Consider the following 13,164-nt stretch of genomic DNA (forward strand, 5'->3'; position numbering starts at 1 on the left):
CCCGCACCTCACCGCCCTGGCCGCCCGCCGGTGAAAAAGGAAACTTTCATCGGCCACCCCACCGGCGACGCGTACTCCCCCGCCCGCCGGGCGCGCCGCCGCCGCGAACGGCCGCCGCGAACGAGAAACGGCCAGGCGGGCCCGTCCGGGCCCGCCTGGCCGTCGTGGCCGGAACGGTCAGACGAGGTCGAACCGGTCGAGGTTCATGACCTTGACCCATGCCGCGACGAAGTCGCGCACGAACTTCTCCTTGGCGTCGTCGCTCGCGTACACCTCCGCGAGGGCGCGCAGCTCGGAGTTCGACCCGAAGACGAGGTCGGCGCGGCTGCCGGTCCACCTGAGCTCACCGGTGGCGGAGTCGCGGCCCTCGAAGGTGTTCGCGTCCCCGGAGGTCTCCTTCCACTTCGTGCCCTGGTCGAGCAGGTTGACGAAGAAGTCGTTGGTCAGCACCCCGGGGGTCGTGGTGAGGACGCCGAGCGGCGACTGCTGGGAGTTCGCGCCCAGGACGCGGAGACCACCGACGAGGACCGTCATCTCGGGGGCGCTGAGGGTCAGCAGGTTCGCCCGGTCGATCAGCAGGTACTCGGCCGGCAACAGGCCGCCCTTCCCGAGGTGGTTGCGGAACCCGTCGGCGGCGGGCTCCATCGCGGCGAACGACTCCACGTCGGTCTGCTCCTGCGAGGCGTCCACGCGGCCCGGCGTGAAGGGGACCTCGACGTCGAAGCCCGCGTCCTTGGCGGCCCGTTCGACGGCCACGCCGCCGGCGAGCACGATCAGGTCGGCGAGCGAGACCCGCTTTCCGCCGGTCTGGGCGGCGTTGAAGTCCGCCTGGATCCCTTCCAGGGCGCGCAGCACCGTCGCCAGCAGGTCGGGGTCGTTGACCTCCCAGCCGTTCTGCGGCTCCAGGCGGACACGCGCGCCGTTGGCGCCGCCGCGCTTGTCACCGCCTCGGAAGGACGACGCCGACGCCCAGGCGGTGGACACCAGCCGGGACACCGGCAGGCCGGAGGCGAGGATTCGGTCCTTGAGGGAGGCGACGTCCTCGGCGCCGATGAGCTCGTGCCTCACCACGGGCAGGGGGTCCTGCCACAGCAGCGTCTCGGCCGGGACCTCCGGGCCGAGGTAGCGCACGACCGGGCCCATGTCGCGATGGGTCAGCTTGAACCACGCGCGGGCGAAGGCGTCCGCGAACGCGGCCGGGTCCTCGGCGAAGCGCCGCGAGATCGGCTCGTAGACCGGGTCCACGCGGAGCGCGAGGTCGGTCGTCAGCATCGTCGGGGCGTGGGACTTGGACGGGTCGTGGGCGTCGGGGACGGTGCCCGCGCCGGCGCCGCCCTTCGGCTTCCACTGGTGCGCGCCCGCGGGGCTCTTGCTCAGCTCCCACTCGTAGCCGAAGAGGATGTCGAAGAAGCTGTTGTCCCACGTCACCGGGGTGTTCGTCCACGCACCCTCCAGACCGCTGGTGATCGTGTCGCCCCCCTTGCCGGTGCGGTAGGTGTTGTTCCAGCCGAAGCCCTGCTCCTCCAGCGAGGCGGCCTCGGGGTCGAGGCCGACGTGGTCGGCCGGGCCGGCGCCGTGGGTCTTGCCGAAGGTGTGCCCGCCCGCGATCAGGGCGACCGTCTCCTCGTCGTTCATCGCCATCCGGCGGAACGTCTCACGGATGTCGCGGGCCGAGGCCAGCGGGTCGGGGTTGCCGTTCGGGCCCTCGGGGTTGACGTAGATGAGGCCCATCTGGACCGCGGCCAGGGGGTTCTCGAGCTCGCGGTCACCGGTGTAGCGCTGGTCGTCGAGCCAGGTGGACTCGGGGCCCCAGTAGACGTCCTCGTCGGGCTCCCACACGTCCTCGCGGCCGCCGGCGTACCCGAAGGTCGTGAAGCCCATCGACTCCAGGGCGACGTTGCCGGCCAGGATCATCAGGTCGGCCCAGGAGAGCTTCTGGCCGTACTTCTTCTTGACCGGCCACAGCAGGCGGCGGGCCTTGTCGAGGTTGGCGTTGTCCGGCCAGCTGTTGAGGGGGGCGAACCGCTGCTGACCGGCCCCGGCGCCGCCACGGCCGTCGCTGATCCGGTAGGTGCCCGCACTGTGCCACGCCATCCGGATGATGAACGGGCCGTAGTTGCCGTAGTCGGCCGGCCACCAGTCCTGCGAGGTCGACAGCGTCTCCGCGATGTCCCGCTTCACCGCCGCGAGGTCCAGGGACGTGAACGCCTCGGCGTAGTCGAACCCCTCGCCGAGCGGGTTGGCCACGGCGGGGTTATTGGCGAGGATCCTCAGGTTGAGCCGCTCCGGCCACCACTGGCGGTTGCCGCCGCCCTGCGTCGGGTGCGGCGCGCGCCCATGCGCGACCGGGCACTCACCTCCGCCGTCCGTCTTGGAGTCGGTGACGATGGCGTCATGGTTCTCGGACATGGGAATCCTTCCGGAGCAGGCGGATCACGGGGTTTCAGGGAGTGCGGGTGGAGCAGTCGGGGCACAGGCCCCAGTAGATGACCTCGGCCTCGTCGATCGCGAAACCGTGACCGTCGGACGCGGTGAGGCAGGGCGTCTCGCCGGCCGCGCAGTCGACGTCGGCGACGACACCGCAGGACCGGCACACGACGTGGTGGTGGTTGTCGCCGACACGCCCCTCGAAACGGGCCGGGCTGCCGGCCGGTTCGATGCGGCGGACGAGTCCCGCCGCGGTGAGCGCGTGCAGGGCCTCGTACACGGCCTGCAGGGAGACGTGGCCGACGCGGGCGCGCACCCCGGAGGCGAGCGCCTCGACGTCGAGGTGGTCACCGTCCCGGACGGTCTCGAGCAGTGCGACGCGGGCGGCCGTCACCCGCAGGCCGGCACCGCGCAGTTCCTCGGCGGTGGTCGGAGTCCGGGAGGCGGTCATGGCGTCACACCCTAGCGCCACAAACGCGAATGATTCAAGACAACGAATCGTGCAAGGCTGGCTGCCGTACCGGCGAGGTTCGCCCCCCGATGGTGACCTCGGGAAAAGACAATGAAGCGGCCCCCGCGATGTGCGGGGGCCGCGTCGGATACCTGGTGGACCGGGGCCGGGCTCAGCCGGTCCGGCAGGAGACCGTAGGCCAGGTCCAGTCGCCGCCGTGCCGGACGGTGAAGCCGAAGGTGTTGCCGCTGCCGTTCGGCCGCATTGTCATGATCTTCCCGGTGCCGTCCCAGCTCGGGGTGCCGTTCCAGGTGGCGATGACCTGCTGCGCGCTGCGCAGCGTCACCGTGACGATCCAGCTGCTGCTGCCCGAGACGCTCACCGACAGGTTGAACCGGTCGCTCCACTGCTGACCCGCGGTGACGGTGGCCGTGCAACTGCCGCCACCCGACGTGGGCGTCGGAGTGCTGGTCGGCTGGGTGCCGCCGTCGGGCGCCACGGCCCTGCCGGTGGAGGGCGAGATCATGCCGGCGCACAGGTTGCGGCTGCTCAGGTTCGCCGCGATCTGCGGGATCGCCTGGAGCGTGGTCGCGTACTGGTCGTGCATCAGGATGATCTGGCCGTTCTGCAGCCGCCCGGCGGCCTGCACGATCGCGGAGGTGCTGGCGCCGTTCCAGTCCTGGGAGTCGACGTCCCAGATGATCTCGGTGAGGCCGAGCTGCTGTTCGACCGACCGGAGCGTCGCGTTGGTCTCGCCGTAGGGCGGGCGGAACAGCCGGGGCGCGGTTCCGGTGGCCTGCTGGATGGTCGCCTGGGTCTGCTGGAGCTCCGACTGGATCTGGGAGCTGCTCATGTTGACGAGGTGAGGGTGGGTCCAGCTGTGGTTGCCGATCCACATGCCGGCGTCTCGCTGGGCCCGGACCAGGGCCTGGTTGTTCTGGGCGTTCTGCCCGATGTTGAACATGGTGGCCCGTAAGCCGTTCTGCCGTAGCGCGTTCAGCAGATTGCTGGTGTTGCTGGGGTTCGGTCCGTCGTCGTAAGTGAGTCCGACATATCCGGCGCTGCAGGCGGCGGCCTGGGCCGCGGGTGAGGAGGTCACAGCCAACGCCGCGCCGAGAATCGCGAGAAGGCCCACCACGAATGAGATCCGGATGCGCGAGCGGCGTGCTCGGCCGGTGCCGGCGATGGCCGCATTGTCGATCATTCTTGTTCCTCCACTGGAACATCGAGCTGAACGGTGGGGCACACGTACGGCCGCGGCGTAGACGTACGGAAACGCGCGGAACCACGGCTGGTCGCGCGGTTCCTTCGCTGGTCACCCGGGTGAGGCGAGCAGAGCCCTGTCTGCTGCCTCATTCTGGATAGGGGTGTGAAATGTGTCAAGAAACGCATGAAAGATTTCGGGCAGGTTAACCGGTTTAGCCCATGTCAAAGCCCACACAGTGCAATGAATGGTTCCGAAACCTTTCGGAAAGCCACCCGGCACGCCATTCCTGGTGAACCGCGCCAGGGATCAGGCCGGCGGCCAGTTCCTGAGGACGGAGTCGAGTGCGTCCAGGGTCCTGCGCCACGAGGCGTCCGCCTCGCGGGGGTGGTGGGAGAACCCGCCCGCCGTCTCCAGGCTCACGTACCCGTGAAAGGTGCTGTGGAGCATCCGCACCGCGTCCGTCTGGTCGGGCTCCGGCAGGTCGTAACCGCGCAGGATCGCCCGGGTCATCTCCGCGTGCCGGCGCGCGGGGACGGCCGCCGGGCCGCCGGGGTCGATCTCGACCTGCGCCGCGGCGTACCGCCCCGGATGCTCCTTGGCGTACTCCCTGTAGGCGTTCGCGAAGGCCACCAGCGCGTCCTTGCCCGCCCGGCCGGCCAGGGCGGCGGCGGCCCTGTCGGCGAGCTCGGTCAGGGCCAGCGCGGCCAACCGGACCCTCAGGTCCCGCGCGTCCCTGATGTGGAAGTACAGCGCCGCGGGCTTGACGCCGAAACCGCGCGCGAGCGCCGAGACGGTCACGTTCTGGAAGCCGATCTCGTCGGCCAGGTCCGCCGCCGCCTGGGTCAGGCGCTCCGCCGTCACTCCCGCGCGTGCCATCCGCCGCCCTTCTCGCCCGCTTACAGCTTTTAAGTATTTGCATACTACTCGTAGGGAGGCTAGCGTCGCCGCTCATGAGACCCGTCACCGAGCGCGACATCCGCTCGTCATTCGTCAACTGCTCCAAGGGGGAGACCCAGCGCCTCAACCTCCCGAGGGACCTCGCGGACCATCCATGGGAGGACCTCGACTTCCTCGGTTGGCGGGATCCGGGCGCGCCCGACCGCGCCTACCTGGTGGCCGAGCGCGACGGCCCGCTCGTCGGCATCGCGCTGCGGGCGACCTCCGGGGGCTCGCGCGGCTTCACCGCGCGCAGCATGTGCTCGCTGTGCCTGACCACGCACACCGGCGGCGGCGTGGCCCTGATGACCGCGCGCCGGACCGGCGAGGCCGGTCGCCAGGGCAACTCGGTCGGGCAGTACCTGTGCACCGACCTGGCCTGCTCCCTCTACACGCGCGGGAAGAAAGAGGCCGCGGGGGCCGGTGTCGTCGACGAGACCCTCACCCTGGAGCAGAAGATCGCCCGCACCCGGGCCCACCTGTACTCCTTCCTGGGCAAGGTCGTCGCCTGACCACGCGAGCCGGGGAACACGGGCACGGCCCCGTCGCCACCGAGCCACCTCAGGCGGGGACGGTGTTCACGACCGGCCTTCGACCGCGTTCTCGTACGCGAGCAGTGTGTCGATGAACATCCGCCGCTGGGCGGGTGTCAGCGGTTCGAGCGCCTGGCGCCAGGCGACGGCACCGCGTGCCAGCCAGGCGTCGATGGCCGGCCGTTCGGCGTCGGCGATGCTGACGATCCTGCGGCGCCGGTCGTCGTCGTCCTCCTGCCGTCGCAGGATGCCCTTACGGCTGAGCTCGCCGACCATCAGGCTCGCCGTCGTCGGCGCGACCTCCAGGCGGGCGGCCAGCTCGTTCACCGTCATCGGCCCGTCGAACAGCAGGTACGACAGCAGCGACAGGTGCCTCGGCCCCAGCGCCAGGGACTGGAGTTCGTCGGGGACGGGAACCCGTTTCACCCGCCCGATCATGCGCGGCATGAGCAGCAGCAGCGCCCGGATCGCGTCGTCGACGCTCGGACCGGCACCGTCCGGCCGGCGTTCGGTTGACATCTTCCGGCTCCCTCCCATATACATTTGCTACCAAACATATTTTGCTGCCAAAGCAAATCAGCTTTGAGCTCATCGTAGCCGAGGACCCCTCTCGCCGAGCGTCGCTCGTCCGCCGCTCACCGGGTTGCGGGCAGCCCGGCGGCCGAACAGGGGCGACATGACCATCCTCGTAACCGGGGCCCGGGGCAACATCGGCGGCCGCGTCATCGCCAAGCTGGCCGAAGGCGGGCACCGCGTGCGCGGCTCGGCCCGGGACGCGGCGGCGGTGCGGCCGCCTTCGGGTGCTGTCGCCGTCGAACTGGACATCACCCGCCCGCACAACGCGAAGGAGGCGTTACGGGACGTCGACGCGGTCTTCCTCTACCCCACGCGCGGTGACGCCGGCGCCTTCCTCACGGCCGCGCGCGAGGCGGGCGTGCGCCACGTCGTGCTGCTGTCCTCACCCGCGGCCTACGAGGCGGGCGAGTACGACCGGCCCATCGGGCTCGTCCACCGCGCGGCGGAACGGTCGCTGGAGGAGTCGGGCCTGCGCCACACCGTGGTGTATCCGAGCTGGCTGGCCACGAACGCGTTCCGCGACTGGGGCGAGCGGATCCGCGCCCGGGAGAGCGTCGGCATCGCCTACCCCGACGCGCAGGTCTCGCCCATCCACCTCGACGACGTCGCCGAGGTGGCCGCGGAGCTGCTCACCCGGGACACGCATCGCGGCAGGATGCACGTGCTCACCGGTCCGGAGTCACTGCGCCTGCGCGACGTCGCCGGCATCCTCGGCGACGTCCTCGGCACCCCCATCCCGGTCGAGGAGCTGACCCGCGAGCAGGCCCTGGCCCGGCGCGCCCCCTGGATGCCCGAACCGGTCCTGGAGGTGCTGCTGGACGTCGCCGCCGCGGCCGTCGGCGTACCTGCTCCCCTCACCAACACCGTCGAACGGATCACCGGCCACCCCGGCCGTACGTTCGGTGAATGGGCCCATGCCGATCGCGCCCGCTTCGAGGCGGGGTAGGGCGCTCGATCCGCTGGACGTCCAGGACGCCGCCGCGCTATCCGGTGTGACCTGCCAGGCCGCCCCTCGCCTGGCGGGTGGTGAGGGCGTCGAGCAGGCCGGGGAACGCCTCGTCCATCTCGGCGCGGCGCAGGGCGTTCATCCGCGAGGTCCCGACGTAGTACTGCCGGATCAGGCCCGCCTCGCGCAGCGTCTTGAAGTGGTGGGTGGCGGTGGACTTGCTGACCGGCATGTCGAACGCGCCGCACTTGACGTCCTCGGCCGCGGCGTCGAGCTGCGTGACGATGCTCCGGCGAACCGGATCGACGAGGGCCTCCAGCACCTGCTGGAGGTCGAACTGCGACACCTCTGGGTGCGGCGGCGTACGTCCCATGGGCCAATAGTACGATACTCATCAAGTTTGACAGCGGTCGTACTTCCGCGCGACATTGGATCACGTTCACCAGCGGGCGGAAGGACGATGTGATGGCGCGGACGGTGCGGTTCCACGAGGTCGGCGGGCCGGAGGTCATGCGGCTGGAGGATCTGGAGCCGGGCGAACCGGGACCGGGCGAGGTGCGGATCCGGGTGGACGCCATCGGGATCAACAGGGCCGAGGCGCTGTTCCGGAGCGGCCGGTACATCGAGCCGGTCGAGCGGCTGCCCGCACGGCTCGGCGCCGAGGCCGCCGGTGTGGTCGAGGCGGTCGGCCCCGGCGTGACCGGGTTCGCGGAGGGGCAGGCGGTCAGCAGCGTGCCGGCCTTCTCGCAGAACGACTACGGCGTCTACGCCGAGCGCGCGATCGTCCCCGCCGCCGCGCTCCTGCCCCGCCCCGACGGGGTGGACGCGGTGGCCGGTGCCTCGGTGTGGATGCCCTACCTCACCGCGTACGGCGCCCTGGTGGAGGTGGGGTCGATGCGCGCGGGCGACGTGGTGGCGCTGAACGCCGCCTCCAGCGGCGTCGGCCTGGCCGCCATCCACACCGCCAACCGGGTCGGGGCCATGCCGATCGCCGTCACCCGCACCGGCGAGAAGAAGGAACGGCTGCTCAAGGAGGGCGCGGCCGAAGTGATCGTCTCCGGCGAGGAGGACGTGCCGGCCAGGCTGCTGTCCCTGACGGGCGGCAGGGGCGTCGAGCACGTTCTCGACGCCGTCGCCGGGCCGGGCGTGACCGGCCTGGCGCGCGCGGTGGCCCCGGGCGGCACGCTGTTCCTGTACGGGGCGCTGAGCGGGGAGCCGACGCCGTATCCGGGATTCACCTTGGGCATGCCCGCGCTCAACGTGCGCACCTACACGGTGCTGGAGACCACCAAGGACCCCCGGCGGCTGCGTCGCGCGGCGGCGTTCGTCGCCTCGGGCCTGCGTACCGGGGCCTTCCGGCCGGTGGTGGACCGCCTGTTCCCCCTGGAGGAGATCGTGCGGGCCCACCGGCACATGGAGTCCGGCGACCGCTTCGGCAAGATCGTGGTCACCGTGGCCCACTGACACCCGCCAGCGCGCCCGGCCGGACGACAGACGCACGACAGACGCACGACAGCGGGACCGGCTACCTTCTCCGCGAGCCGCGAAGATCACTTCTGCGGACCGAACCCCAGAAAGAGGAACAGGTAGCTTGACCGCGAGAAGACCATTCACCATCACCACGCTGGTCGGCGTCATGGCGGCGGGGTGGGTAGCGGTGTCGAATCCGGCCGCCGTCGCGTCGGCCGCCACCGTGGCGGACTCGGCCCGGACGATCCCCGCACCGGCCACGGCGGTCCGGCACGCCAAGGTCGTGGACACCCTGTCGTACTTTCTCAACACGCGTAAGCGGGCGTTGACCGGCGGCCACGCGATCAGCCAGACGTACGACGGCCCGCGGGCCTATTTGGTGAAGTGGGCGGCCGACGCCTACGAGACCTACACCTACGACGCCAAATACATCTACCTGAGAGAGGACCACAGCGGCTCCCCCGTACCGGGCAGCTACACGTTCACCAACGGCCGGTGGATGAAGCGCTCGATGGCCGTCGGTGAACGCATCTCGGTGAAGAACAACTACATCCAGTCGTTCTCGTTCGGCACCGGCGGCTGCACCCCGACCACGCGCGGTTTCTACCCGTACACCAATGTGCTGGAAGCGCGGCTGCCCAAATACGACCTGGGCGGCACCGTCGGCGTTCAGGACGTCATCGTGCTGAGGTACGACTACGGCTACCCCGGCGGAGCCGACATCTACGAGAAGATGTACTACGCCAAGGGCCTGGGCCTGGTGAAGTGGGAGGAGTACCAGGACGACAAGGTGGTCCACTCCTCGACGTTCAACCGCTATTCGGCCGACCCCCTGGTCGAGCCGGACCTGCGAACCGAATGCGCCGGCACCCCCCTGCCGCCGTCCCCTGACACGCCCCCGCTTCCGGCGTCCGTGCCCGCGTTCGTCGACATGCTCTACAGCTGCGTGCTGGACGTCGAGGAGCCGGACGACCCGGGCTTCAACCTCTGGGTCAAGCAACTCCGCACCGGCGTCCTCACCGTGCCGCAAACGTACACGGCATTCTTCGGCTACCAGAAGACCACCATCTCCAACGAACAGTTCGCCCGCAAACTCTACGGCTGCATCCTGTTCCGCACCCCAGGCTCCGACGGCATGACCGGCGTCCTGACCGCCCTCAAAGCAGGCACCACCCGCACCGACCTCGTCAGCGGCGTACTGAAGTCGGCCGAATTCAATTCAGGGTTACTGCCGAGGTTGGAAGCGCTGCGCTAGCCAGGCCGGTCAGGTCAGGTCAGTAGGACGATTTTGCCGCGGGCGTGGTGGGTTTCGCTTAGTTCGTGGGCGGCGGGGGCTTCGGTGAGGGGGAAGGTGGCGGCGATCGGGATGTGGAGGCGGCCCTCTTCGGCGAGGGTGGTGGCGATCGCGAGGCCGTGGGACGCCAGGGGGTCGGCGGCTCCGATGATCGTGTCCGTTTCGCCGGCGGGGGCTCCGTGCGACAGGTGGACGCCGTGGGCGGCCGCGGTGAAGTCGGGGGCGATCGTGACCACGCGCGCGGGGTCGCCGGCGATGGCGACCAGGTCGGGGAGCGCCCCTCCCGCGCAGTCGAACACCGCGTCCACGCCGCCGGGGGCCAGCGCGCGGATCCGTTCGACGAGCCCCGGCCCGTACGTCGCCGGCTCGGCGCCGAGGGAACGCAGGAAGTCGTGGTTGCGCTCGCTCGCGGTGCCGATGACGGTGGCGCCTCGCGCGAGCGCGAGCTGGACGGCGACGGTGCCGGCCCCGCCGGCCGCGCCCTGTACGAGCACGGTGTCCCCGGCGCCGACCGCGAGCCGGTCGAGGACCCGGGTGCCGGTCTCGACGTTGCCCGCGGCGCCGCCCGCCTCCGCCCAGCTCCACGCGGCCGGTTTGGGCGCCCAGTAGGCCAGGACCGCGAAGTCGGCGTTGGCGCCGCGCACGGCCGAGTCGGCCATGCCGAACACCTCGTCGCCGACGCCCACATCCGTGACGCCGTCGCCGACCTCGTCCACCACTCCCGCGGCGTCGAACCCGGTCCGGTACGGGAACGTCGTGGGTATCACGTCGCGCATGGTCCCTGAGCGGATGTAGGTCTCCCCGGGCGAGATCCCGGAGGCACGTACGGCGATGCGGATCTCGCCTGGTCCGGCGTGCGGCGCCGCCACCTCGGCGACGTGCAGGACGCCGGGCGGGCCGTATTCGGTGAACTGGATCGCTCTCATGCGCCGACGTTAACGGAGCACCCCGTCCGTTTGGCTAAAGTGAGAGCGGTGACGCCCCAAGTGGTAACGAAGCTCCGCTCGGACGCCCGCGACAACCGCGAGCGCATCCTCGCGGTCGCCCGCGCGGCCTTCGCCGCCGAGGGCCTCGAGGTGCCGATCCGGGAGATCGCCCGGCGGGCCGAGGTCGGCGTCGCGACGGTCTACCGGCACTTCCAGACCAAGGAGGCGCTGCTGGCCGAGGCCTTCGCCGAGCAGATGGCCTCGTGCTCGGCGGTCGTGGAGGAGGGCCTGGCCGCGGGCGACCCGTGGAGCGGGTTCCGCCTGGTGATCGAGAGGCTCATGGAGATGCACGCCCTCGACCGGGGCTTCGCCCGCGCGTTCACCTCCCAGCCCTCCCCGGCCGCCGGCCTCGCCGAGGACCGCGACCGCACGCTGCGCCTGCTGCTCGAACTGGTGCGGCGCGCGAAGGAGGCGGGCTCCCTTCGGGGGGATTTCGTGCTGGAGGACATCAGCCTGGCGTTGATGGCGAACGAGGGCATCCGCGTCGAGCCGCCCGAGATGCGGGTGGCGGCGTCGCGCCGCTTCGCGGCCCTGATGATCCAGTCGTTCCAGGCCGAGCCTGTCCCGGCCCCGCTTCCGCCGGCCGTCCGGCTGCCGCTGTCCAGGGGGTAGCGAGGAATCCGTGATCATTCCGTGGGCCGCCAGGTGACGGCCTCCGGCCGGTGGAGGCCGTCACCCCCTTAAGCAACTTGCGTTGACTAACTTCGGATTAGTCAACTAGGGTTGCTTACATGCACACGAACGACTTACCAGTCCCCTCCGGCGCGCCGGCCGCCCCCGGTGTCTCCGAGGCCGACCGTGGCCATCCCGAGATCCAGCGCCTGCTCGACCAGGCCGTGGCCGGCGGCGGCGGGCCCGGCATCGTCGCCGAGATCAGATCGGGCACCTCGACGCCGTGGTTCGGCGCGGCGGGGGTGGCCGACCTGGCGACCGGTCGCGAGCGCCGGCCGGGCGAGCACTTCCGCATCGGCAGCTTCACCAAGGCGTTCACCGGCACGGTGGTCCTGGGGCTGGTGGCCGACGGCGCCCTGACCCTGGACGACACGGTGGCCAGGTGGCTGCCCGGCGTCGTGGAGGAGCACCTCGGCGCGGACGGCACCACGATCACCGTCAGACGGCTGCTCAACCACACCAGTGGGCTTCCCGACGCCATCCTCGACCAGGAGACCCCGCCTGCCGAGGCACCCGGCACACGCTTCATCTACTCCAAGGTCAACTACAACCTCGCGGGAATGATCGTCGAGCACGTGACCGGCTCGACGCTCGCGGACCAGATCGAGAGCCGCGTCGCCGTGCCGCTGGGCCTGACCGGGACCTACCTTCCCGGCGCCGGCAACACCCTCCGCGAGCCGCACGCCCGCCACTACAGCCGGGAGGAGGAACCCGGTCACGACGTGAAGATCCACGACGTGACCGAGGCGGATCTGAGCTGGGCCTGGGCCGCAGGCGGCATGGTCTCGACGACCTCGGACCTGCACCGTTTCCTGGTCGCCCTGCTCGGCGGCGACCTCCTCCCGCCCGCGCAGCAGGAGGAGATGTTCACCACCGTCTCGACGGAGGGCTCGGACTGGGTCCCCGACACCGGGTACGGCCTCGGCGTCTACTCCCAGACGCTCCCCTGCGGGATCACGCTCTGGGGCGGCGGCGGTTTCATCAAGGGCTCGATGACGTACGCGATGGGCGACCGGCAGGGCACCCGCACCCTGGTGAGCAACCTGAACGGCGACTGGAACGACTTCCTGCCCACCTTCACCGACCTCCTGGACACGCACTTCCACCCCCGGTGACCTCGTCCAATCGGCCGGGCGCGTCGTCATGGTTCGCAGCGGACCAGGTCGCCGTGGAGGAAGACGTCCCGGGCGGTCGTGGTGTTCTTCTCGCCTCCGGCCCAGGTCAGCACCTCCCCGGGCTCAAGGGCCGCGAGGTCCTCGGCCGTGAAGGGCACCCGTCCGTTCAGGCCCCTGTTCCGGACGCCGCCGTTGACGCCGGCGACGTAGGGGACGCCTTTTCGCAGCTCGGTGAGGGTGCCGCCCGTGGACACCCAGCCCTCGGGCGGGTCCTGGAAGACCCGGATGTCGCGCACCCCCGCGGTCCAGCCGCCGTTGTGCACGCTCCACGCGGCGGCCTCCCCGTCATCGCCGGTGTCGGCGATGACGGAGAAGTCCCGCGCCAGGTAGCCGGGGCACCCGGCCAGCAGCAGCCGCGCGCCGCCGCCTTCGAGGCGTTCGACGGCGAGGACGCCCTTCGGTGCGGGCGTGCAGCCCGCGCCGGAGAAGGCCAGGGCGAGCAGGGCCACGGCCGCGTACCCGAGCCCTCGTCTTCTCCCGCGCGTCATCGT

14 protein-coding genes are annotated in these 13,164 nt (G+C 70.9%); 6 read left to right on the forward strand and 8 right to left on the reverse strand.

All coding sequences use genetic code 11. The features are described 5' to 3' along the window. Positions 1 to 177: 177 nt before the first annotated feature. The 4 genes from katG to NYZ98_RS15790 all read right to left on the reverse strand — a co-directional run bounded on the left by katG (position 178) and on the right by NYZ98_RS15790 (position 4,961). Positions 178 to 2,409, reverse strand: a complete 2,232-nt coding sequence (gene katG / locus NYZ98_RS15775; protein ID WP_262843528.1) for a catalase/peroxidase HPI — start codon at positions 2,407 to 2,409, stop codon at positions 178 to 180. 34 nt (positions 2,410 to 2,443) lie between these two features. Beyond that, entirely contained in the window at positions 2,444 to 2,878 is a 435-nt protein-coding gene (locus NYZ98_RS15780; RefSeq protein WP_262843529.1) for a Fur family transcriptional regulator, read from the reverse strand. A gap of 172 nt (positions 2,879 to 3,050) precedes the next feature. Continuing rightward, on the reverse strand, positions 3,051 to 4,082 hold the full coding sequence (locus tag NYZ98_RS15785; protein ID WP_262843530.1) for a polysaccharide deacetylase family protein: 1,032 nt from the start codon (positions 4,080 to 4,082) through the stop codon (positions 3,051 to 3,053). Positions 4,083 to 4,391: 309 nt separating this feature from the next. Then, the gene (locus NYZ98_RS15790; RefSeq protein ID WP_262843531.1) at positions 4,392 to 4,961 is read right to left on the reverse strand and encodes a TetR/AcrR family transcriptional regulator; all 570 of its coding nucleotides are present in this window, start codon (positions 4,959 to 4,961) and stop codon (positions 4,392 to 4,394) included. A 74-nt stretch (positions 4,962 to 5,035) separates the two neighbouring features. Here NYZ98_RS15790 and NYZ98_RS15795 point away from each other — a divergent pair, with 74 nt between their 5' ends. Further along, positions 5,036 to 5,533, forward strand: a complete 498-nt coding sequence (locus tag NYZ98_RS15795) for an FBP domain-containing protein (RefSeq protein WP_262843532.1) — start codon at positions 5,036 to 5,038, stop codon at positions 5,531 to 5,533. Positions 5,534 to 5,599: 66 nt separating this feature from the next. Here the strand turns inward: NYZ98_RS15795 and NYZ98_RS15800 are convergent, their stop codons facing one another. Further along, positions 5,600 to 6,073, reverse strand: coding sequence for a MarR family winged helix-turn-helix transcriptional regulator (locus tag NYZ98_RS15800; protein ID WP_262843533.1), 474 nt, complete (start codon positions 6,071 to 6,073; stop codon positions 5,600 to 5,602). A gap of 157 nt (positions 6,074 to 6,230) precedes the next feature. Here NYZ98_RS15800 and NYZ98_RS15805 point away from each other — a divergent pair, with 157 nt between their 5' ends. Beyond that, positions 6,231 to 7,076, forward strand: a complete 846-nt coding sequence (locus NYZ98_RS15805; RefSeq protein WP_262843534.1) for an NAD(P)H-binding protein — start codon at positions 6,231 to 6,233, stop codon at positions 7,074 to 7,076. 37 nt (positions 7,077 to 7,113) lie between these two features. On the opposite strand, the gene NYZ98_RS15810 is transcribed toward NYZ98_RS15805, so the two are convergent. After that, on the reverse strand, positions 7,114 to 7,449 hold the full coding sequence (locus NYZ98_RS15810) for an ArsR/SmtB family transcription factor (protein WP_262843535.1): 336 nt from the start codon (positions 7,447 to 7,449) through the stop codon (positions 7,114 to 7,116). A gap of 92 nt (positions 7,450 to 7,541) precedes the next feature. Here NYZ98_RS15810 and NYZ98_RS15815 point away from each other — a divergent pair, with 92 nt between their 5' ends. Both NYZ98_RS15815 and NYZ98_RS15820 read left to right on the forward strand, forming a co-directional pair. Then, positions 7,542 to 8,540 carry a zinc-dependent alcohol dehydrogenase family protein gene (locus tag NYZ98_RS15815; RefSeq protein WP_262843536.1) on the forward strand — a complete coding sequence of 333 codons (999 nt, stop codon included), beginning with the start codon at positions 7,542 to 7,544 and terminating at the stop codon, positions 8,538 to 8,540. 127 nt (positions 8,541 to 8,667) lie between these two features. Continuing rightward, positions 8,668 to 9,801, forward strand: a complete 1,134-nt coding sequence (locus tag NYZ98_RS15820; RefSeq protein ID WP_262843537.1) for a DUF4214 domain-containing protein — start codon at positions 8,668 to 8,670, stop codon at positions 9,799 to 9,801. Between the two features lie 14 nt (positions 9,802 to 9,815). Here NYZ98_RS15820 and NYZ98_RS15825 read toward each other — a convergent pair whose 3' ends face one another. Further along, positions 9,816 to 10,766, reverse strand: a complete 951-nt coding sequence (locus tag NYZ98_RS15825) for an NADP-dependent oxidoreductase (protein WP_262843538.1) — start codon at positions 10,764 to 10,766, stop codon at positions 9,816 to 9,818. A gap of 48 nt (positions 10,767 to 10,814) precedes the next feature. Between NYZ98_RS15825 and NYZ98_RS15830 the strand changes: the two genes are divergently transcribed. Beyond that, positions 10,815 to 11,438 (forward strand): TetR/AcrR family transcriptional regulator, encoded by a 624-nt coding sequence (locus NYZ98_RS15830; RefSeq protein WP_262843539.1) that lies wholly within the window; start codon positions 10,815 to 10,817, stop codon positions 11,436 to 11,438. A 119-nt stretch (positions 11,439 to 11,557) separates the two neighbouring features. Continuing rightward, positions 11,558 to 12,613 (forward strand): serine hydrolase domain-containing protein, encoded by a 1,056-nt coding sequence (locus tag NYZ98_RS15835; protein ID WP_262843540.1) that lies wholly within the window; start codon positions 11,558 to 11,560, stop codon positions 12,611 to 12,613. A 26-nt stretch (positions 12,614 to 12,639) separates the two neighbouring features. Here NYZ98_RS15835 and NYZ98_RS15840 read toward each other — a convergent pair whose 3' ends face one another. After that, complete coding sequence (locus tag NYZ98_RS15840) at positions 12,640 to 13,161, reverse strand: hypothetical protein (protein ID WP_262843541.1); 522 nt, start codon at positions 13,159 to 13,161, stop codon at positions 12,640 to 12,642. Positions 13,162 to 13,164: the final 3 nt, after the last annotated feature.

The organism is Sphaerisporangium corydalis (assembly GCF_025506355.1).
GTDB lineage: Bacteria > Actinomycetota > Actinomycetes > Streptosporangiales > Streptosporangiaceae > Sphaerisporangium > Sphaerisporangium corydalis.